The following is an 18,547-nucleotide window of genomic DNA, read 5'->3' on the forward strand; positions in this document are numbered from 1 at the left end:
CGTGGCACCGGAACCGCTGATCTTTGGCCTTACGGTCGCCGAGTTCGAGGATATCTCGCTCAAGGTGTGCTTTACCGGCCTGATTGCGTACATGGTGTTCATCATTGGTCATCTCGCCTGGGAATCGAAGGCCGGAAAATACGGTGCAATCTGGATGTTCGTCGGACTCGGACTCGGATTTATCGGCTTCATTTCCAAGGAAATCATCATCAAGTTTCTCGGCATCAATTGATGCGACCCAACAGGATCGTTTTGCAATGAGTAAGAGTTTCGATGGCGTTTCGGTGGACAAGGCTGCCAACGTCTACTTTGATGGCAAGTGCGTGAGCCACACAGTCACCTTTGCGGACGGGACGCGCAAATCGGTGGGCGTCATCCTGCCGGCTGAGCTGACCTTCAACACCGCCGCGCCCGAGGTCATGGAAGGCGTAGGGGGAAGCTGCAGGATCCGCCTCAGGGGCGAATCGGAATGGAAGGCATACGTCGCTGGACAATCCTTTTCCGTGCCTGCGAATTCAAGCTTCGATATCGTTGTGGAGGGGGAACCCTTCCATTACGTTTGCCATTACGGCTGATTCGAAGCGCACCGAAGCCGCACTTACTTGTCGTGAGTGCGGCCAAACGAGAACGGAATATTTGCCATGCCGTCGTTCGACATCACGTCTGAAGTGGATCTGGTCAACCTGCGCAATGCGGTTGAGGGCGCCAACCGGAAAATCGGTGGGCGATACGACTTCAAAGGTTCCGATTGTCGTGTCGAGCAGGGTGACAAGTTGCTGACGCTTTACGCGGATACCGACTTTCAGCTCGATCAGATGCAGGGAATCCTGCTGCCCGAAATGACCTCGAAGAAAATCGATGTGCGTTGCCTCAAGTACGGAGACGTGCAGAAGGTCGGGGGTAACAAGGTCAAGCAGGAATTGATAGTTCGGGTCGGTGTCGAGCAGGAACTCGCGAAGACTATCGTCAAGCTGCTCAAGGACAGCAAGTTGAAGGTACAGTCCAGCATCCAGGGTGAAGCGGTACGGGTCAGTGGTGCAAAGCGCGACCTGCTGCAGGAGTGTATTGCACTGGTGCGCAAGGAGGTAACGGATTTTCCGCTGCAGTTCGGGAACTTCAGGGACTGAGATGGGGATGGCGATATCCTCGATTTCACGGAGCGCTATCGGGACGGGCCGAACGGAACCGTTCAGTGGCTTGGTGGCGCAGCGGGCTTTCCGCAAGGCGCTGGATGTCGAGATGAGCGTATCGCGATTGCTGCAGGCTGTCCCGGCGTCGGTGCCTGTTTTCCGCTCCGGGCAGACACTTGGCTCGAGTGTCTGCCCTCACGCCTGAACGGCGCTCTGCCAGCATGACCATGTACAGGCCGCTCGGCAAGTTGGGCCATGCGGTGCGATCACTGGAGATGCCGATTGGGCGGTGGCTTGCTGCTGCCATGCTGGTTTTCGTTTCGGGGCAGCTTCCGGCCGCCGAAGTGGTGGTTGCAGGGGTCTTTCCTGGCAAGGCTGTCCTCATGATAGACGGTGGCGCACCGCGAGCCGTTGCGATCGGCGAGTCGCGGTCAGGCGTGCGCGTGCTAGCGATCGAAGGACAGACGGTCACCTTCGAGGTGGATGGAAAGAGGTCGACTCTCAGGGTTGGCGAGCAGGTGGCGCGACAAGGGAACAACGCCAGCGCTGATCGGTCTTTGAGCGTGTCGGCTGATGCCCGTGGCCATTTCTTCCTCGATGGTCGGGTAAACGGTGCCGGAGTGCGATTTCTCGTTGATACTGGCGCTTCGCTCGTCTCGCTGGGGCGTGATGATGCCCGGCGCGCCGGCCTTGACTACAGGGCGGGGCAGCTGATCAGAACCCAGACGGCAAACGGTGCGGCAAGGGCCTGGTTGGTCCGGGTGGATGAGCTACGGATAGGCGGGCTTGTGTTGCACGGTGTGGATGCCGCGGTACACGAGCGAGAACTGCCCTTCGCGCTGCTTGGCATGAGTGCGTTGAATCGCATGGAGATATCGAGGGAAAGTACGGTGCTCACCTTGAAGCAGCGATATTGATGAAGCAGGATTCCTCATCTGCTGGCGATCGCCCCACCATTGATCCGGACCGCATACGTGCGTGCTTTGCTGCGCCTCGCTTGATTCTTCCGCCTGTCGAGCCCGGTGTGCCTGCCGGCCTGCGTCCTGCAGCGGTGCTCGTTCCGCTGGTTGTTCGAGAAGGAGGCTTGACGGTACTGCTTACCAAACGTACCGATCATTTGCATCATCATCCGGGACAGATCAGTTTCCCGGGTGGGCGGGTTGAGGCCGATGACGAGAGCCCGATTGTCGCCGCATTGCGCGAAACCGCGGAGGAAATCGGCCTGCAGGCCGACAAGGTAGAGCTGCTCGGGCGGTTGCCTGACTATCAGACCGGAACGGGCTTCAACATCACGCCGGTGGTAGGGCTGATCGCCAGACCGTTCGAACTCGTTCTTGATGAATTCGAGGTTGCGGAAGCGTTCGAAGTACCGCTCGAATTTCTAATGGATCGACGCAACCAGCGCCTCCACAGCATCGTGATCGAGGGGCATCGCCGGCAGTACTTTGCGATACCGTACGACCGCCATTACATCTGGGGCGCGACTGCTGGAATGTTGGTGACCCTGCGCCGTTTCCTGACCGGCGAGGACGACGGCTTCGCCGAGGAAGATTGAGGCGGTGAATGTGATATTGTTCTCGCCTGCCCGCCGCCATATTCCCGTGTGACTGCATGACTCTCCTCGCTCTGATCGTAGCCTTGCTCATCGAGCAGATCAGGCCCTTGCCGGTAGATAGATTCGTGCTCGCGCCGCTGCGCCGTGTGTCCGCATCGATGATCGAACGTTTCAACGACGGACGCCACCGAAACGGACGGCTTTCCTGGGGCCTGGTGATTGTTGGTGCGACGCTAGCAAGTGCCGTGGCGTTTGTTCTACTCTCGCGACTGCACCCGGTACTCGCGCTTGTCTTCAATATCGCCGTGCTTTATCTGACGATGGGATTCAGGCAGGAGAGCCATTTCTTCACCGATATCCATCTGGCCCTGCGCATGGGGGAACTCGAGCGCGCCCGCAAGCTTCTCGGCGAGTGGCGCGGCGCCGGGCATGACGATTCGAGTTCGAGCGAAGTGGCCCGGTTGGCGATCGAGCAGGCTCTCATCGGAGCCCATCGGAACGTTTTTGGCGTATGCTTTTGGTTCATCCTGCTGCCAGGGCCGAGCGGTGCCGTGCTCTACAGGTTGGCGAGGTTTTTTGCCGAAGAGTGGGGCAAGCGTCGGGATCCCGAATTCGGCAGCTTTGGCGCTTTTGCGCGGCGGGGTTTCGAATGGCTCGACTGGCTGCCGGCAAGGGTCACGGCAATTGCATTTTCGATCGCCGGGGATTTCGAGGATGCGATCTTCTGCTGGCGGACTCAGGCATTGCAATGGCCGGATCGCATCGACGGGATACTGATCGCGAGCGGGGCGGGTGCGCTGGGCGTGCGTCTGGGCATGCCGGTGCATGAGTTTGGCGAGATTGTGGACCGACCGGAAATCGGAACCGGCGATGAAGCAGATGCGGATTTCATGCAGGCAACGGTAGGGCTCGTTTGGCGATCCCTTGTGCTTTGTCTGCTGTTGCTGGTCTTGCTTGCGATCGCAGGTTGGGTCGGCCGTTAGTGTGCTTTCATGGAGGGAGTGTAGATGGCAAATCGTGAAGTGGTGGTTCTGAGCGCCGTGCGTTCACCGATCGGGGGCTTTGGCGGTTCCCTGGCTGATTTCGAAGCCAGTGAACTCGCAGGCATCGTGATGAAGGAGTCGGTGGTCCGTTCAGGCGTCGATCCCCAGTTGATCAACTATGTGACCGTCGGTAACTGCATCCCGACGGACGCGAGGTACGCCTACGTTTCGCGTGTCGCTTCCATCCAGGCGGGTCTGCCAATGGAGTCGGTCGCGATGCAGGTGAGCCGCCTGTGCTCCTCTGGCCTGCAGGGCATCGTTACTACTGCCCAGAACATCCTGCTGGGCGATGCCGATTACGGTATCGGTGGTGGTGTCGAGGTGATGTCGAAAGGCGTTTACATGCTTCCCGCGCTGCGCTCCGGTGCCCGCATGGGTGACACCAAGGCGCTCGACAGCATGGTGGCTGTGCTTACCGACCCGTTCGGCGTTGGCCATATGGGTATTACCGCCGAAAACCTTGCGGCCAAGCATGGGTTCTCGCGCGAAGAGCAGGACGCATTCGCAGTCGAATCTCAGCGTCGCGCTGCGATCGCGATCGATGAGGGTCGTTTCAAGTCGCAGATCGTGCCGATCGTGAAGCAGACGCGCAAGGGTGAGGTCGTATTCGACACCGACGAGCACCTCAAGCGTGGTACGACGATGGAAACGCTGGCCAAGATGAAACCGGCATTCAAGAAGGATGGTACCGTTACCGCCGGAAACGCTTCGGGTATCAACGACGGCGCGGCCTTCTTCGTGATGGCGGATAGCGAAGTCGCGGCAAAAGCAGGTCACAAGCCTATGGCGCGTTTGGTTTCCTACGCAATTGCTGGCGTTCCCAACGAGGTGATGGGTGAAGGGCCGATTCCTGCAAGCCGAATGGCGCTGAAAAAGGCTGGTCTGACGCTCGACAACATGGATGTGATCGAGTCCAACGAAGCCTTTGCTGCGCAGGCTCTGACCGTGGCCAAGGTTCTCGGCCTGGATCCCGCCAAGACCAACCCGAACGGTGGCGCGATTGCTCTGGGGCACCCGGTCGGTTGCTCCGGCGCGTTTATCGCCACCAAGGCACTGTACGAATTGCAGCGCACTGGTGGGAAGTATGCCTTGGTGACCATGTGTATCGGTGGTGGCCAAGGCATTGCCGCGATCTTCGAACGACTCTGATCCGGAGAGATCCGAGCACGCGAACCCCCGCCTTGTGCGGGGGTTTTTGTTTTCAGAGGCTCATCAAGGCCTAGTTTTCCTGCAAGGCGGCAGGCACCAATAAGTGCTTGCTTGGCCCGCCTGATGCACTGGAATGGTGCGGAAAAACGAACTTCCCGCCCTAAATGCCGTTCTCGCCTGTAACCCGGGGTTGGCACGTTTTTCGCTGTAACTATGGCGAAAGAAAACCGATTTGTTACCGAGCGGCTCTATGACCATCAAGAAGTTTTACAACGAGATGGCCGACGCGGAGGGAGGAATTCGCGAGCAGTACCGCGAATTCGCTGCGTGGCTGTCGAGCATGTCCGACGAGCGTTTGGCCCGAAAGCGGGCAGAGGCGGACACGCTTTTCCACCGATTCGGTATTACCTTCGCCGTATATGGGGAGGACGCGGGCGTCGAGCGATTGATTCCTTTCGACATCATTCCGCGCATCATTACCGCGAAGGAATGGAGCACCATGAGCGCCGGCCTGAGCCAGCGGGTACAGGCACTGAACGCCTTCGTTCATGACGTCTATCACGACCAGGCCATTCTCAAGGCGGGTCGGATTCCCGCCGAAGACGTTCTGAACAATGCGCAGTTTCGCCCGGAAATGCGAGGTGTTGCGGTCGCCCAGAACGTCTATGCGCACATTGCCGGGGTGGATGTCGTCCGTGCGGGTGAAGGCGAATTCTACGTACTTGAAGACAATCTCCGGGTCCCGTCGGGCGTGTCTTACATGCTCGAGGATCGTCGCATGATGATGCGGCTGTTTCCAGAGTTGTTCTCGAGCAATCGGGTTGCGCCGGTCGACCACTATCCCAACTTGTTGCTCGACACCCTGCGTAGTGTCGCCCCGATGAGCCTGGATGATCCGACGGTCGTGGTGATGACGCCGGGCGCGTATAACAGCGCGTATTTCGAGCACGCGTTTCTCGCCCAGCAGATGGGCGTCGAACTGGTAGAGGGGCAGGATCTCTTCGTCAAGGACGAACAGGTCTTCATGCGCACTACACGGGGACCCAAGCGGGTAGACGTCATCTATCGGCGCATCGATGATGACTTCCTGGATCCGCTCGCATTCCGCAAGGATTCGATGCTTGGCGTCGCCGGCCTTCTCTCCGCCTACCGTGCGGGCAAGGTGACCTTGTGCAATGCGATAGGTAGTGGTGTCGCCGACGACAAGTCGATCTATCCGCATGTGCCGGAGATGATTCGTTTCTATCTTGGCGAGGAGCCGATACTCAACAACGTGCCGACTTACCGCTGTAGAGACGCTGGTGAGCTTTCCTATGTTCTGGCGAACCTCGCTGAACTGGTCGTCAAGGAAGTCCATGGTGCGGGAGGCTACGGCATGCTTGTGGGCCCCACTTCGTCGAAGGCTGAAATCGAAGAGTTCCGGAAGCGCCTGCTTGCGTCGCCGGAACGCTACATTGCACAGCCGACCCTGGCGCTGTCGGCTTGTCCGACTTTCGTCGAAAGCGGTGTCGCTCCGCGCCACATTGATCTGCGTCCGTTTGTGCTTTCCGGGAAAGAGGTTCGAATGGCACCCGGTGGCCTGACACGCGTCGCGCTGCGGGAAGGATCCCTCGTTGTTAATTCGTCCCAGGGTGGTGGCACCAAGGACACTTGGGTGCTGGAGGCCTGAGGAAAAGACATGCTGAGCCGAACTGCCGATCATCTGTTCTGGATGGCCCGATACATGGAACGGGCCGAGAATCTCGCGCGCATGCTGGAAGTCAATTACCGCATGTCGCTGCTTCCGCAGACGCGGGCGGAGGCGACTGACAATTGGGTTGCACTTTTGCGGATCATGTCACTCGACGAGCAGTACAAGGAGCGACATGGCGCGGTGACGCCCGATTCCGTACTGCGATACATGATTTTTGATGACGCAAACCCTTCAAGTATTCGCAGTTGTCTGCGGGCCACGCGCGAGAATGCACATGCGGTGCGCGGCACCCTGACGAGCGAACTCTGGGAAACCACCAACGCGTGCTGGCTCAAGATGCGCAGCTTTACGCCAGCGGCAATGGAAGAGACGGGGATCGATGCGTTCTTCGAATGGGTCAAATACCGTTCGCATCTTTCACGAGGCGTGACGATCGGGACGATGTTGCAGGACGAATCGCTGCGTTTCATTCGCCTCGGTACTTTCCTCGAGCGCGCGGACAATACCGCACGGATTCTGGACGTGAAGTATCAGACCCTCATGTCTTCAGAAGGTGAGGACGATGGCGGCTCCGCCGACTACTATCGTTGGAGTGCGCTGCTTCATTCCGTATCCGCCTTCGAGGTATATCGCAAGGTTTACCGCGACATGATCACGCCGGTACGAGTTGCAGAGTTGCTCATCCTTGATGCGAACATGCCACGATCCCTGGCGCGATGCCTGAAGGAGGTTGCGACGAATATTGCGGCGGTGGGCAATGGTCGTTCGGCGGAGACGGGCCGTCGTGCAGGCCAGTTGGAAGCATCGCTACGATTCGGTCGCATCGAGGACGTGATGTCGCGAGGCCTTCATGCCTTCCTGGATGAATTCATGGAGAGTATTTACGATCTGGGCGGTCGCATCGCAGACGATTTTCTGATTCCGACCAATAACTGAGTGTCACGCTGCGGTACGACAATCCGATGCGCGTCAAGCGCTCGGTGTGCGCGATATCGCAGGCCTGACCGGGGGCGCGGGCTACCAGCCTTTCGAGAGTCGTCTCGCGTCGTCCAGTTCGCCGCTGAACTGACGGTAGTGCGCCCACCGCTGGGGGGCGATATGCCCTTGTTCAAGCGCAGCGAGCAGGCCGCAGCCCGGTTCGGCATCATGTCTGCAATCGCGGAAGCGGCAGGTGCCGATAAAGGGGCGAAATTCCCGGAAGGCGTGCAGCAGCGAAGGCTGATCGAGATGGGCCAGGCCGAAGGTCTGAAGCCCCGGGCAGTCGATCAGGCGGCTCGTGTCGTCCAGTCGGTACATTCGTGCAAACGTCGTCGTGTGTTTGCCGCTGTCGAGCGTCTCCGAAATTTCCCGCGTAGCGGCATTAGCCCCGGGAACCAGTGCGTTCGTGAGGGTCGACTTGCCCATTCCGGACTGTCCGACGAGAACGTTGCAGTGATCGTGCAAATACGTGCGAAGCGGTCCCACGTCAACGTGGGCGGAGAGTTCGAGTAGCGTGTAACCAAGTCGGGTGAAGATCTGCAGCGCCTGCCTTGCAGCGGGAAGTCGATCGGCAAGATCCGTCTTGTTGAGGACAAAGAGCGTCTCGATTTCCTGGCTTTCGGCGGCGCAGACACACCGGGAAAGCAGTTCATTGCTGAAGCTCGGTTCGGTTGCGACCACCAGAACGAGTTGTGTCACATTGGCGGCAATCAGTTTCTGCTTCCATGCGTCCGATCGATAAAGCAGGCTGTGGCGTTCGAGATGTGTCCGTATGACGCCGACTCCGTCACCGCTGTACTCGACCTGCACCTTGTCACCACATGCGAGATTGCTACGTTTTCCCCGAGGGTAGCAAAGGAGCTTCTCGCCGCTTTCAATCTCCACTTCGTATTGGCGGCCAAATGCCGCCACCACCTGTCCGGACAATGCGCTCAAGCGTGCAAGCTCCGCATGCCATCGCCGTGGATGTGAAAAGCAGCATTCATTTGAATTTGTAGTATTCCTTGTTCAGGTAGCCCGCGACGTCGAGTTCTTCCTCGGGGAACCAACCCAGTTTGAGCATCGTGACGCAGGTCGTCACCTGTTGGGTGAGGGCCGACGCAGACTTGACCTTGTGGTCGCTTCGCAGATACATCCTGGCTGCGTCACCCTCGAACTTTTCCGCGTGGCACGCGACGCAGTGTTCCGCGTGCATTTTCCTGCCGTTTTCAAGATTTGCACCGCCAAACGGATTTGCTAGTGTCGCGGTGCTTGCGAAGAGGGTTGCGACTGTTGCCACGGTGTATCTGAATCCACGCATGATCGTCTCCTAGGCTGATCCCTGCGCCTGCAACCGGGCTACGCGCAGTGCGGCAGGTGGGTGTGAGTCGTAGAAGCGCGAATAGATTGGATCCGGTGTCAGTGTCGACGCGTTGTCGCGATAGAGTTTGACCAGGGCACTGACGAGGTCGTTTGCGGAGGTCTGTCGTGAAGCATAGCTGTCGGCTTCGTATTCGTGGAGGCGTGACCAGAAACTCATCGCCGGCCCGAATGGAAAAGTGAAAACAGGCATCGTCAGCGCAAAAAGTGCGAGTGCCGATGCCATGTCCCGGCTGTTCATTCCCAAGCCCGAAAAGAACCAGTCCCGGGACGAAAGCCAACCCAGCAGCGCGAGCAGCAGGAGCGTCATCAGGGACATTGCGGCGAGGCGTTTCCAGACGTGATGGTGGCGGAAATGCCCGAGCTCATGAGCGAGGACAGCCTCGATCTCGTTCGGTGCCAGCTTTTCAAGCAGGGTATCGAAAAAAACGATCCGCTTGCTCGCGCCGAAGCCGGTGAAATAGGCGTTGCCATGCGCCGAACGCCGCGATCCGTCCATGACGAACAAGCCGCTTACCCTGAATCCGCACCTCGTCAGAAGCGCTTCGACGCGACGACGCAGCTCCGGATCTTCCAAGGGCGCGAACTTGTTGAAGAGTGGCGCGATGAAGGTTGGCCAGACGAGCAGGACGAGGAGGTTGAAGGCCAGCCAGAAGCACCAGACGTAGAACCACCACATGCTGCCCATGTCGTTCATCAGCCATAGCACCATCGCAATGACCGGAAGCCCGACCAGGGCGGCAACCAGCGCTTCCTTGAGCGTGTCCGAGACGAGCAGGCCAGGCGTCATGCGATTGAAGCCGAAGCGGGCCTCGATACCGAATGTGCGGTAAAGCGTGAATGGAAGGTCAATCACCCAGCCGAGCACCGCGATGCTCGCGAGAAACGCCGTGCCGTGCGCGATGGTGCCGGGGGTCGCAAATGCGCCTAATAGATCGTGAACTGCTTGCAGTATTCCGCCCATGGTGAGTGCCAGCAGCCACAGTGCCGAGACGAGCAGATCAACGAGTCCGAATCGGACCCGCGCGACGGTGTAATCGGCTGCACGCCGGTGGGCACTCTGGTTGATCCGGTCGGCAAATGCCGTGGGCACCATGTCCCGGTGGCTGCGGACATGCGAGATCTGACGCATCGCGAGCCAGGCCCGCACGGTCACCGTCAAGGCAAGGCCAGCGATAAATATGGTGCTGAATTCGTGTGCGCTCATTGGGCTGGGGAAGGGCCGCCACGTTTGGCCGGATTGCAGACGTGAGTTGTGACAGAATGCGGCTTTAATTGTTCGCGGCGATTATGGCACAGGATCAGAACCACCTCATCTGGCTGGACATGGAAATGACCGGTCTGGAGCCCGACAACGATCGTATCATCGAGATCGCGATCGTGATCACGGACAGCAGGCTCGAAACTGTTGCGGAAGCGCCCGTCATAGCGGTACATCAGCCGCCGGCCGTCCTTGACGGGATGGACGAGTGGAACCGGAACACCCACGGCCGCTCGGGACTGATCGAGCGGGTGCGCGCGTCTGCGACCGGTGAAGCTGAGGCGGAGTCGCAGATGCTTGCATTCCTGCAGGCGCATGTTCCGGCACGGACCTCTCCGATGTGTGGCAATTCCATCTGTCAGGACCGGCGTTTTCTTGCGCGCTACATGCCGAAACTCGAGGCCTGGTTTCACTACCGGAATCTCGACGTGTCAACGCTCAAAGAGCTTGCCAAACGTTGGCGCCCGGATGTGCACAAAGGCGTGGAGAAGAAGGGGAAGCACGAGGCGCTGGCCGACATTCATGAATCCATCCAGGAGTTGCGCCACTACCGCGACAACTTCCTGCGGCTGGCGTGACGTCGCGCACGTGAGGTACCGGTCGGCGTTCGACTTGAGCGGTTTTCTCACTGCAGGGTTGCCGGGTGCGATTCCTGTCGCTACCTCACGATTGGCGTTCTGATCGGTGCTCGGGGTGCGGGCGGGCGAGGCGCCGTAATCTTGAGCAATTCAACTCAATTGCGGCGATACAGCCGGAATACCTCGAACTGACGGCCTCCTCCGCGGCGATATTCCCAGGTTTCTTTCCAACCGTCCTTTTCGAGTGCGCGGGCGGTCGTATCGGGCTGCCCATAGGTCAGAAGCGCTTGGCAGCCTGTCTTGCCGTCGACACTGATGCGCGTTTGGAGTCCGGCGAAGTATTGCATCGAACTGCGTTGGGATGGTCCGAGGCCAAGGCTGGCCACACAGCCTCGGTACTCCCCCGGCAGCGCCTGCGAAAGGCTTTCCGCTGCCGTACGGTAGCTCTTGCCATAGTTGAACCAGGGCTGCAGGAGGGTAACCGCAAGGCACCACATTGCAGTCATGCCGATGGCCCAGGTCAATGCGGCGTCACGACCGGCTGCGCGCCTGAGCGCCAGATAGGTAAGCCAGCACACACAGATTACGCCTGCCACGACGATCGCTGCGATCGATGGAGCGAGTTCGAATGCTGGCGCCAGCTTGCGGAAATGGCGCGCCAGACCCGGCGGCCAGCCGGATATCATCGCACTCCAGCTGCAGATCAGCAGCAGGCCGAAGAATGAGAAGGTGGCGAGGGCAAACCAGTCGAAGGCCGCCGCGCCGCCGCGCTTGAGGGCCGGCATGGCCTGTGCCGCGAGAAGCGCCAGCGGCGCAATCAACGGGATGGCACGGGCCGGGTTGGGGTTGCTGAACAACAGGAGTTGCAGCATTCCTAGTGCCAGACCGGACAGCGGGATGCAGATGGCCGGATCAAACAGCCTGCCTCGGGCCCGCCACAGGCGCCACAGCGCGAGTGGCCACAGCGGCCACACGAACCACGCCAGCAATTTGAGCCAGTCTCCCACTTCCGTTCCGTCGGGAGGGCTGAGCGAGAACGACGCCGATTCCACTGCAAGCCAGGTTTGCAGTGCGTCGGGTGAGCGCATCGCAAACGGAATCAACCAGGCGGCAGCGGACAAGATAGAGACCCCTACTGCAGTCCACGTTTGTCGTCCAACCGACATGCCGTCGCTGCGGCGGGCGAGCAGGGCTATCAGGGGCAGTGGCATACATAGCAGTGCGCCGTCCACACCTGCTGCCAGAATCGCTGCACCGGCTCCCAATCCGCACAGTACTCCGGAGCCACGTACTCCCTTCGCGATCCCGGCGGCGCCGGCCAGCGCCCACGCCTGAGCCGCCATCAGTGCGAGCATGGGTTGATTTTCATGGGCGTGGATGACCAGGCCAAGACAGCCGAGTGTCAGAAGAAGCGAAGCCGGGGCACTTTCTTCGCCATCCAGTCTTCGGCAAGCGTGCCACAAGCCGAGAAGCGCCAGCGCGGCAAAGACGCTGGTGGCAATGCGCGCTGCATCATGTATGGGAAGCACGACGCCCAGGGATTGGGCCAGCAAGGCTGCAACCCAGTAATAGAGCGGGCCAAAGTCCGGAAGGACGGCACCACCGATGCTTGGATACAGGGTGCTTCTGCCGCCGAGCATTTCAAGGACTGGGCCCAAATGTGCCGCATCGGCTCCTCTCCACGGGTCGTGGCCGATGATGCCGGTAAGGAGATAGATTCCGGCGAGAAGGGCGATCGGAAGAAATGAATCTCTGCGCATGGATGCTTCGGCGGCTGGCGCTCTATTTGTCTTGCGGAAGTCTATCCGCTTCCGGCCCGGGCTTGCGTCAAAAGTCACGGGCAACAAAAAAGGCAGCCTTGGCTGCCTCTTTCGTCGTGCTGCACCTCGAATCAGCCGAGGCGCTGTACGTTGCCGTATTTTTGACGGAAACGCTCGACCCGGCCAGCGGTGTCGACGATACGTTGCTTGCCGGTATAGAACGGATGGCAGGCGGAGCAGACTTCAACGTTGATGCTGGGCTTGCCAATCGTGGAGCGCGTCTTGAAGCTGTTGCCGCAGCTGCAGACGACATCGACTTCGGCGTAGTTCGGATGGATTTCGGCTTTCATTGTGGTTCCCCGGCTGCGGACGGTGAATGTGGCCGCCCTAAAAAAGGCAGAATTATGACCGCAACGGCAAAAAAGAACAAGCATCGGGCGACTGCCGCCGCGACATTGTTGCGATGGATTAAATGACCGCCCAGCGAGGGCCTATCCCGGCCGCATTCGGTTAAACTCGCGTGCGTCCAGCGCGACAGGCCTAACTAGCCCGCCCACAACACCAGCAAGACAAGGGAGTGTCATGGAAGATCAGGATCAGGAAAGCAGGTTTGGCGCCGTTGCCGGCGTCGTGATTGCAGTGGTGGTGGCGATTGCGGCCACGCTGTTCATGGCAATCGGTCGCAACGGAAGCGGTGGTGAGGGCGGGGCAGCGGTTGTTGCCGCACCAGCCGACGTTGAAGTCGCACTTGGTACGATCGGCATCGCGTTCTCGGATGGAAAGATGGTGCTCGAAGGCCGCGTACCCGACGAAAACACCCGCCGTCGGGTCCTTACGAAAGCTCAGTTGTTCTTCGGCGCAGAGAACGTGACCGACCAGCTGGAGATCGCCGCTGATGCGCCGCGTCTGTGGTGGAAGGCCAAGCCGCTCGACGTCTTTGCCCGTCTGCGTGGGGTACCGGTTTTCAATCTTGTTCTTTCGAATGGCAATGAAGCCACGCTCGAGGGGCGGGTCGGGTCGGAAGCGGCGCGCAGCGAAATTGCTGCGTGGTTGTCCGCGAACCTGGTCGATGGGCTCAAGCTCGATAACCGTCTGACTGTCGACTCAGCACTTGCCGGTAATGCTTCGACGGTCGCTCCTTCGGTGCTGCTCAACGAAACCATCGAATTTGCGACCGGAAGTGCCGAGATTCCGGAAGTGTCGCGCCCACGCCTCAACCTGATTGCCCAGGTGCTGGCCGAGGACGGCCGGAGCGTCAAGGTTCTCGGTCATACCGATAACGTTGGCGATGCAGAATCGAACCGCACGCTCTCGAAGCAGCGCGCGGAATCGGTGGTGACCTATCTCGTTGCCCACGGCGTGGATTCCGGCAAGCTTGCCGCCGATGGCCTTGGACAGGACAAACCTGTCGCCGACAACGGGACGCCGGAAGGTCGTCAGCGCAATCGCCGCATCGAGTTCGTCGAGTAAGTCTGGCGCATGTGAAAAAAGCCGGCGACACGCCGGCTTTTTTCATGGTGGAGTCAGGTTCCTGGCCCGTCGAGCATGGTGGCGATCCTTTCCGGTGGGCGTCCGATGACGGCGCGGCCTTCCGCGACGACGATCGGCCTTTCGATCAGGATCGGGTGCTCGACCATCGCCTGAAGCCAGCCATTGTCGTCGAGTGCCTGCCCGGCATATTGCTCCTTGAAGATGTTTTCGTTGCGTCGCACCAACTCTGCGGGGCGGATGCCGAGCTGCGCCACGATTGCGCGCAGTTCCTCGAGGCTGGGCGGCGTCTTGAGATATTCGATCACCTCGAATTCGACGCCCCGTTCGGCGAGGAGTGCGCAGGCTCCACGGCTTTTGGAACAGCGCGGGTTGTGATAGATGCGGATTTTCTCTGACATGTCGCGTGATGGAGTGATCAATCCCATATTCTAGAGCGCCCGCCCGCTATGCCGTCCACTCCAGTACAATCGCGCCCCTGCCGGGAAATCTTGAGATGATTGCGCGATGAGGCTGCTGCTTGCACCGATGGAAGGACTTGCCGACGATGTGCTGCGGCAGGTCCTGACGCGTGCCGGGGGCTATGACTGGGCGGTGACCGAGTTTGCGCGGGTGACCGGTACGGTTTTGCCCCGGCGCTTCTTCCGCCGCCTCAGTCCCGAATTGCAACGCGGTGGCAGAACCGCAGCCGGAACACCGGTGCGCGTGCAACTTCTGGGCTCCGATCCATCGATGATGGCCGAGAGCGCGGCCTCGCTCGCTACCTTGAACCCCCCGGGCGTCGATCTGAATTTCGGTTGCCCGGCACCGATCGTCAATCGCCATCGTGGCGGGGCGGTCCTGCTCGACGATCCGGACCTGCTGAATCGCATTGCGACATCGGTGCGGGCTGCAGTGCCAGCCGGTGTTCCCTACAGTGCGAAGATGCGGCTCGGGGTTGACGATCCGGGACGTGCCGTGGAATGTGCGCAGGCGTTGGCCGATGGCGGCGTCGACCTGCTGGTCGTGCATGCACGGACCAAGGCAGATGCGTATCGTCCCCCGGCGCATTGGGAATGGGTGGCACGGATCGCGGATGCCGTATCGATCGAGGTGGTTGCGAACGGCGAGGTCTGGAATACCGAGGACTGGTCGCGCTGCCGGCGGGTTTCGGGCGTTGCGGACGTGATGCTTGGCCGGGGTGCGGTTGCGGATCCCTTTCTTGCACGGCGCATAAAGGGCGGCTCGGAGCCGGATCGCGAAAGCGAGTGGCACGAACTGCGGCTGCTCCTGGGCGAGTTCTGGGAGGCCGTGAGCGCAAAGCTTGAAGCGCGACACGTGCCGGGGCGACTCAAGCAGTGGCTCAACATGCTTCGCCGCAATTTTTCGGGGGCGCAGCGGCTTTATGACGACCTTCGGGCCGAGCGCTGCCACCTGCGGATTGCCCGGATCCTGCAGGAGCACGGTGTGCCGCTGCACCAGCTGGCAGCCTGAGGACGGATATGAGCTACGCCAACTCGAAAATTCCCGAGAGCGCCCAGACGGGTGTTCACGAGGGGCTGGCTGAACGGGTGCTGCGCCATGCACGTGCGCCTTTTCGCAAGCCTTATGCAGACTACAATCGGGTAGCGCTTGCCGATAGCCTGGTGGGATGGAATGGCAGCGACCCAGTGATTCTCGATGCCGGATGCGGTGTAGGGCATTCGACCATTCAGCTCGCGCGCGCGAACCCCGGACACTGGGTGATCGGAGTCGATCAATCAGCTGATCGGCTTGCGCGCCGCAAGCCTTATCCCGACGCTTTGCTACCGACCAATATGGTGCTGGTACGTGCCGATCTTGTCGACTATTGGCGGCTGCTGCATGAATCGGGTGTGCGTCTGGATCGGCACTATGTGCTGTATCCGAATCCTTGGCCCAAGATCGGGCATCTGGCGCGGCGCTGGCATGCCCATCCCGTCTTTCCCTATTTGCCAAGATTGGGTGGGCGATTTGAATGCCGTACCAACTGGCGCGTGTATATTGAAGAGATGACTGCGGCCCTGGCGCTGCTGCGGGGACATACCTTCGAGTGGGCAACTTTCGAACCTGATCGGCCGATTTCGCCCTTCGAGCGCAAGTACCGGGATTCGGGGCAGACCCTGTTCCGGCTGGAAGCAGATTTCGATCGGGACCCGGCGGACGCCGATACCGATTCCACCATCACCAACACACTGGACAGGCAATGAGTGAGGAATTGGCGCAGCAAATGCGTTTGAGCGACGACGAGTTCAGCGAACTCGAAGAATTGCTGGTGTCGGATGACGTCCCCGCGGATTGCATGAATCTGGAGATGCTGGATGGCTATCTGGCTGCGATCGTCGCTGGTCCCGTCGTGCAGGCACCTGCGGACTGGCTGGCCGCAGTCTGGTCGGCCGATGCCGATGAAGCCAGCTTCGGCTCGGCGCGCGCGGCACGCAGGGCGCTTGAAATGGTCCTGAGATATCACAACGAGATCGTCGCCACGATCGCCCTCGGCGAAGAGGGCTGGGATCCGTTCTGCTATTCACCCGAAGGGAAGGATGCTCCGCCGCTCGGAGAAGAGTGGATCGCGGGTTTTGAGCAGGGGCTGGAGAGCTGGCCGGAGGACTGGCGCGAGCGCTTTTCTGACGATGATGTCGACGTTGCCGAAGGGCTCCTCGAGCGCGCCTTCGCGCCATGGGCGTCGGAGGAAGAGGAAGAGGATCTCGACGTGCGGCTTGGCTGGCTTGCCGAATCCGCACAGGCGGTACGTGGGCTGCATGCGCATTGGCGCGAACTCGGGGTTGCCACGCCGGTCCCGGTGAGCATCGATGCGCCGGGAACGTCACAGTCCGGTGGTCCGGGGCGTAACGATCCCTGTCCTTGCGGGAGTGGGAAGAAATACAAGAAGTGCTGTGGGGCGCCGGTGTGAGCGCTGCGCGGATGTGTGATGGCCGGCTGACGGCAGGCGCCTGATCGCGTGCCGCCCCGGGAGCGTCTCTTGCGAATGAATCGATCTACCGCTTTCGGGGCGACCGGTTCGCCGTACACCTGTCACTATGCGAACCTGAGTCATTTCGGGATGGGCGAAAAATTTGGCCAAATATGTTTTTAATTTGTTGAAAATTAAAGAGTTTTTTGGTCTCTTGATTTTGCCTTGAGAAGCGCTAGAATCCGCGCGCCGAGATCGATGAGCAGCACGAAATCCTGAATATCCCAGCGCCCGGATCCGGGTTTTTCCGGATCGGGCGGGCCATGTCGATCGGGTGGCGCCAGTGCTTCGGTGCCTCGTATGAATGCATGCGTGTGCCCGAAATGAGCGACCCCAACCCCTGCATGACCTGCGGTATCTGCTGCACCCATTTCAGAATTTCGTTTTACTGGGCCGAGGCCGACGACGTGCCGGGTGGTTTTGTGCCAGCCGCCCTTACGGAGAAGCTCACGCCTCATTTGCGTTGCATGCAGGGGAGCAACAGTGAGCCGCGTCGCTGTGTTGCGCTCTCGGGCGAGCTCGGCAAATCGGTTTCCTGCACGATCTACGAGAACCGGCCTACGCCGTGTCGGGAGTTCCCGGTGTTTTTCGAGGACGGCTCGCCGAATCCGAAGTGTGACGAGTTGCGTGCCCGTATCGGTCTGCCGCCGCTTGAACCACTTGTTTTTCCGCAAGCGGCCTGAGAACGCCTGCCTGCGATTCCTCGAGTCCGGTCACGGAGGAGAGGATGGAGAGCGGGCCGGCCTGGCGTACGGCGTCTATCTGCGATTTTTCCGGCACGAACAACAGTCCCGCAAAGCCAAGGGAATTGATCGACATCCGTTGCCATGATTCCCTGGTGCGCGGCACGAGTAGCATCCAGCTGCGGGTCAACAAAAGGTTGTACGGTGGCAAGGGACCGGTTCGAGCTTGCATGCCGAGGCCTTCGCACAGGGTGGTAAAGCATGCCTGGAGTGTGTCGCCCGCTTTGTCGCGAGGCTGCGCCGCGATGTCGTCCAGTCGCCGGAAAGCGTGGCGGAACGGGAAGGCGGGAACGGCTTCGGGTGTCCGCTGCGGTTGCGCACTGCGCACGGCCGCGGCGATCGGTATGCTCGACGGATCCTCCGGATCTGCAGGGATCCATTGCAGGTGCTTGTGATGCTGGCTGGCACCCGCGAGCTGTCCGCCATTGCAGAAACCCATGCCGCCGAGCCGTTCGATCAGTGACCACAATGCGGCGAGATCCGCCGAGGTGAGTGGATCGGTCTGTTCTTCATAGGCGCGGGTGACGATCAGCAGGTGCCTGTCCATGACAGGGTACTTGTTCAGGAGGGCGACGTGGTGCTGGCCAAGTTGGTCGACTTCGAGGGTGGTGTCATAGGGAAGAAACGGGTTGTAGTCGGGGCGCCGGCCGCTTGCATTGACAGCTTGCATGCGCTTGCGCGCCAGTTCGGAAACCCACCGGACCACGAAGGGAATTCCGTGCTCCTCGATGACCAGTTGTTCCGTGGCGATCGGTTGCAGCGCGCCAGCGGCGAGGGCCCGTCGGATGGTGTTGGTGATGAGAAGCTCGAGATGCTGATCGGTGGTGCTCATGGCGGAA

General features: G+C 60.2%; 23 protein-coding genes and 1 pseudogene. 16 read left to right on the forward strand and 8 right to left on the reverse strand.

Annotation, left to right across the window (positions count from 1 at the left end; translation table 11 throughout):
• Window position 1 precedes the first annotated feature (1 nt).
• From GQB03_RS14690 to GQB03_RS14730, 9 genes are all read left to right on the forward strand, one after another.
• On the forward strand, window positions 2-232 hold the full coding sequence (locus GQB03_RS14690; RefSeq protein WP_159690885.1) for a DUF2788 domain-containing protein: 231 nt from the start codon (window positions 2-4) through the stop codon (window positions 230-232).
• A gap of 25 nt (window positions 233-257) precedes the next feature.
• Complete coding sequence (gene ppnP, locus GQB03_RS14695; RefSeq protein WP_159690886.1) at window positions 258-575, forward strand: pyrimidine/purine nucleoside phosphorylase; 318 nt, start codon at window positions 258-260, stop codon at window positions 573-575.
• A gap of 66 nt (window positions 576-641) precedes the next feature.
• Window positions 642-1,127: a YajQ family cyclic di-GMP-binding protein gene (locus GQB03_RS14700; protein WP_159690889.1), complete on the forward strand. Its 486-nt coding sequence runs from the start codon at window positions 642-644 to the stop codon at window positions 1,125-1,127.
• Between the two features lie 224 nt (window positions 1,128-1,351).
• Window positions 1,352-2,047, forward strand: coding sequence for a retropepsin-like aspartic protease family protein (locus GQB03_RS14705; RefSeq protein WP_235027078.1), 696 nt, complete (start codon window positions 1,352-1,354; stop codon window positions 2,045-2,047).
• Between the two features lie 107 nt (window positions 2,048-2,154).
• A complete protein-coding gene (locus tag GQB03_RS14710) occupies window positions 2,155-2,685 on the forward strand; it encodes a CoA pyrophosphatase (protein WP_327516820.1) in 531 nt (176 codons plus the stop codon).
• 56 nt (window positions 2,686-2,741) lie between these two features.
• Window positions 2,742-3,668, forward strand: a complete 927-nt coding sequence (locus tag GQB03_RS14715; RefSeq protein WP_159690895.1) for a CobD/CbiB family protein — start codon at window positions 2,742-2,744, stop codon at window positions 3,666-3,668.
• Between the two features lie 24 nt (window positions 3,669-3,692).
• Window positions 3,693-4,877 (forward strand): acetyl-CoA C-acyltransferase family protein, encoded by a 1,185-nt coding sequence (locus GQB03_RS14720; RefSeq protein ID WP_159690898.1) that lies wholly within the window; start codon window positions 3,693-3,695, stop codon window positions 4,875-4,877.
• Between the two features lie 250 nt (window positions 4,878-5,127).
• On the forward strand, window positions 5,128-6,546 hold the full coding sequence (locus GQB03_RS14725; RefSeq protein WP_159690901.1) for a circularly permuted type 2 ATP-grasp protein: 1,419 nt from the start codon (window positions 5,128-5,130) through the stop codon (window positions 6,544-6,546).
• A gap of 9 nt (window positions 6,547-6,555) precedes the next feature.
• Window positions 6,556-7,506 carry an alpha-E domain-containing protein gene (locus GQB03_RS14730; RefSeq protein WP_159690904.1) on the forward strand — a complete coding sequence of 317 codons (951 nt, stop codon included), beginning with the start codon at window positions 6,556-6,558 and terminating at the stop codon, window positions 7,504-7,506.
• 81 nt (window positions 7,507-7,587) lie between these two features.
• Here GQB03_RS14730 and rsgA read toward each other — a convergent pair whose 3' ends face one another.
• Genes rsgA through GQB03_RS14745 form a run of 3 tightly spaced genes read right to left on the reverse strand, consistent with a single transcriptional unit; the run spans window position 7,588 to window position 10,114 of the window.
• Window positions 7,588-8,475, reverse strand: a complete 888-nt coding sequence (gene rsgA / locus GQB03_RS14735; RefSeq protein ID WP_159691186.1) for a ribosome small subunit-dependent GTPase A — start codon at window positions 8,473-8,475, stop codon at window positions 7,588-7,590.
• A gap of 55 nt (window positions 8,476-8,530) precedes the next feature.
• Window positions 8,531-8,848: a cytochrome c family protein gene (locus tag GQB03_RS14740; RefSeq protein ID WP_159690907.1), complete on the reverse strand. Its 318-nt coding sequence runs from the start codon at window positions 8,846-8,848 to the stop codon at window positions 8,531-8,533.
• A gap of 9 nt (window positions 8,849-8,857) precedes the next feature.
• Window positions 8,858-10,114: a M48 family metallopeptidase gene (locus tag GQB03_RS14745; protein WP_159690910.1), complete on the reverse strand. Its 1,257-nt coding sequence runs from the start codon at window positions 10,112-10,114 to the stop codon at window positions 8,858-8,860.
• 83 nt (window positions 10,115-10,197) lie between these two features.
• Here GQB03_RS14745 and orn point away from each other — a divergent pair, with 83 nt between their 5' ends.
• Window positions 10,198-10,746, forward strand: a complete 549-nt coding sequence (orn, locus tag GQB03_RS14750) for an oligoribonuclease (RefSeq protein ID WP_159690913.1) — start codon at window positions 10,198-10,200, stop codon at window positions 10,744-10,746.
• Between the two features lie 155 nt (window positions 10,747-10,901).
• On the opposite strand, the gene GQB03_RS14755 is transcribed toward orn, so the two are convergent.
• Window positions 10,902-12,101 carry a hypothetical protein gene (locus tag GQB03_RS14755; RefSeq protein ID WP_159690916.1) on the reverse strand — a complete coding sequence of 400 codons (1,200 nt, stop codon included), beginning with the start codon at window positions 12,099-12,101 and terminating at the stop codon, window positions 10,902-10,904.
• Between the two features lie 3 nt (window positions 12,102-12,104).
• On the opposite strand from GQB03_RS14755, the gene GQB03_RS23485 reads away from it, so the two are divergent.
• On the forward strand, window positions 12,105-12,494 hold the full coding sequence (locus GQB03_RS23485; protein ID WP_159690919.1) for a hypothetical protein: 390 nt from the start codon (window positions 12,105-12,107) through the stop codon (window positions 12,492-12,494).
• A 143-nt stretch (window positions 12,495-12,637) separates the two neighbouring features.
• On the opposite strand, the gene rpmE is transcribed toward GQB03_RS23485, so the two are convergent.
• Window positions 12,638-12,856 carry a 50S ribosomal protein L31 gene (rpmE, locus tag GQB03_RS14765; RefSeq protein WP_159690922.1) on the reverse strand — a complete coding sequence of 73 codons (219 nt, stop codon included), beginning with the start codon at window positions 12,854-12,856 and terminating at the stop codon, window positions 12,638-12,640.
• 232 nt (window positions 12,857-13,088) lie between these two features.
• On the opposite strand from rpmE, the gene GQB03_RS14770 reads away from it, so the two are divergent.
• Window positions 13,089-13,976 (forward strand): OmpA family protein, encoded by an 888-nt coding sequence (locus tag GQB03_RS14770; protein ID WP_159690925.1) that lies wholly within the window; start codon window positions 13,089-13,091, stop codon window positions 13,974-13,976.
• A 53-nt stretch (window positions 13,977-14,029) separates the two neighbouring features.
• Here GQB03_RS14770 and arsC read toward each other — a convergent pair whose 3' ends face one another.
• A complete protein-coding gene (gene arsC / locus GQB03_RS14775; protein WP_159690928.1) occupies window positions 14,030-14,395 on the reverse strand; it encodes an arsenate reductase (glutaredoxin) in 366 nt (121 codons plus the stop codon).
• Window positions 14,396-14,501: 106 nt separating this feature from the next.
• On the opposite strand from arsC, the gene GQB03_RS14780 reads away from it, so the two are divergent.
• Genes GQB03_RS14780 through GQB03_RS14790 form a run of 3 tightly spaced genes read left to right on the forward strand, consistent with a single transcriptional unit; the run spans window position 14,502 to window position 16,905 of the window.
• Window positions 14,502-15,467 (forward strand): tRNA dihydrouridine synthase, encoded by a 966-nt coding sequence (locus tag GQB03_RS14780; protein ID WP_159690930.1) that lies wholly within the window; start codon window positions 14,502-14,504, stop codon window positions 15,465-15,467.
• An 8-nt stretch (window positions 15,468-15,475) separates the two neighbouring features.
• On the forward strand, window positions 15,476-16,201 hold the full coding sequence (trmB, locus tag GQB03_RS14785; RefSeq protein ID WP_159690933.1) for a tRNA (guanine(46)-N(7))-methyltransferase TrmB: 726 nt from the start codon (window positions 15,476-15,478) through the stop codon (window positions 16,199-16,201).
• On the forward strand, window positions 16,198-16,905 hold the full coding sequence (locus GQB03_RS14790; RefSeq protein ID WP_159690936.1) for a UPF0149 family protein: 708 nt from the start codon (window positions 16,198-16,200) through the stop codon (window positions 16,903-16,905). The genes trmB and GQB03_RS14790 overlap by 4 nt, the downstream gene beginning before the upstream one ends.
• Window positions 16,906-17,099: 194 nt before the next feature.
• Here GQB03_RS14790 and GQB03_RS22995 read toward each other — a convergent pair whose 3' ends face one another.
• Entirely contained in the window at window positions 17,100-17,336 is a 237-nt protein-coding gene (locus tag GQB03_RS22995; RefSeq protein WP_200832250.1) for a hypothetical protein, read from the reverse strand.
• Between GQB03_RS22995 and GQB03_RS23265 the strand changes: the two genes are divergently transcribed.
• Entirely contained in the window at window positions 17,289-17,648 is a 360-nt protein-coding gene (locus GQB03_RS23265) for a YkgJ family cysteine cluster protein (RefSeq protein ID WP_159691189.1), read from the forward strand. The genes GQB03_RS22995 and GQB03_RS23265 overlap by 48 nt on opposite strands.
• Before the next feature lie 43 nt (window positions 17,649-17,691).
• Here the strand turns inward: GQB03_RS23265 and GQB03_RS14800 are convergent.
• A pseudogene (locus GQB03_RS14800) lies at window positions 17,692-18,540 on the reverse strand (ATP adenylyltransferase family protein); the annotation flags it as partial.
• Between the last annotated feature and the right edge of the window lie 7 nt (window positions 18,541-18,547).

The sequence above is a fragment of the Cognatazoarcus halotolerans genome (assembly GCF_009800965.1).
GTDB classification, from domain to species: Bacteria; Pseudomonadota; Gammaproteobacteria; order Burkholderiales; family Rhodocyclaceae; genus Cognatazoarcus; species Cognatazoarcus halotolerans.

Excerpts from the sequence above, each read along its gene's own strand:
- ppnP (WP_159690886.1), top strand. The coding sequence starts at position 258 with ATGAGTAAGAGTTTCGATGGCGTTTCGGTGGACAAGGCTGCCAACGTC.
- GQB03_RS14700 (WP_159690889.1), top strand. The coding sequence starts at position 642 with ATGCCGTCGTTCGACATCACGTCTGAAGTGGATCTGGTCAACCTGCGC.
- GQB03_RS14705 (WP_235027078.1), top strand. The coding sequence starts at position 1,352 with ATGACCATGTACAGGCCGCTCGGCAAGTTGGGCCATGCGGTGCGATCA.
- GQB03_RS14715 (WP_159690895.1), top strand. The coding sequence starts at position 2,742 with ATGACTCTCCTCGCTCTGATCGTAGCCTTGCTCATCGAGCAGATCAGG.
- GQB03_RS14720 (WP_159690898.1), top strand. The coding sequence starts at position 3,693 with ATGGCAAATCGTGAAGTGGTGGTTCTGAGCGCCGTGCGTTCACCGATC.
- GQB03_RS14725 (WP_159690901.1), top strand. The coding sequence starts at position 5,128 with ATGACCATCAAGAAGTTTTACAACGAGATGGCCGACGCGGAGGGAGGA.
- GQB03_RS14730 (WP_159690904.1), top strand. The coding sequence starts at position 6,556 with ATGCTGAGCCGAACTGCCGATCATCTGTTCTGGATGGCCCGATACATG.
- GQB03_RS14740 (WP_159690907.1), bottom strand. The coding sequence starts at position 8,848 with ATGCGTGGATTCAGATACACCGTGGCAACAGTCGCAACCCTCTTCGCA.
- GQB03_RS14745 (WP_159690910.1), bottom strand. The coding sequence starts at position 10,114 with ATGAGCGCACACGAATTCAGCACCATATTTATCGCTGGCCTTGCCTTG.
- orn (WP_159690913.1), top strand. The coding sequence starts at position 10,198 with ATGGCACAGGATCAGAACCACCTCATCTGGCTGGACATGGAAATGACC.
- GQB03_RS14755 (WP_159690916.1), bottom strand. The coding sequence starts at position 12,101 with ATGCTCGCACTGATGGCGGCTCAGGCGTGGGCGCTGGCCGGCGCCGCC.
- rpmE (WP_159690922.1), bottom strand. The coding sequence starts at position 12,856 with ATGAAAGCCGAAATCCATCCGAACTACGCCGAAGTCGATGTCGTCTGC.
- GQB03_RS14770 (WP_159690925.1), top strand. The coding sequence starts at position 13,089 with ATGGAAGATCAGGATCAGGAAAGCAGGTTTGGCGCCGTTGCCGGCGTC.
- arsC (WP_159690928.1), bottom strand. The coding sequence starts at position 14,395 with ATGTCAGAGAAAATCCGCATCTATCACAACCCGCGCTGTTCCAAAAGC.
- GQB03_RS14780 (WP_159690930.1), top strand. The coding sequence starts at position 14,502 with ATGAGGCTGCTGCTTGCACCGATGGAAGGACTTGCCGACGATGTGCTG.
- trmB (WP_159690933.1), top strand. The coding sequence starts at position 15,476 with ATGAGCTACGCCAACTCGAAAATTCCCGAGAGCGCCCAGACGGGTGTT.
- GQB03_RS14790 (WP_159690936.1), top strand. The coding sequence starts at position 16,198 with ATGAGTGAGGAATTGGCGCAGCAAATGCGTTTGAGCGACGACGAGTTC.
- GQB03_RS23265 (WP_159691189.1), top strand. The coding sequence starts at position 17,289 with ATGAGCGACCCCAACCCCTGCATGACCTGCGGTATCTGCTGCACCCAT.
- GQB03_RS22995 (WP_200832250.1), bottom strand. The coding sequence starts at position 17,336 with ATGGGTGCAGCAGATACCGCAGGTCATGCAGGGGTTGGGGTCGCTCAT.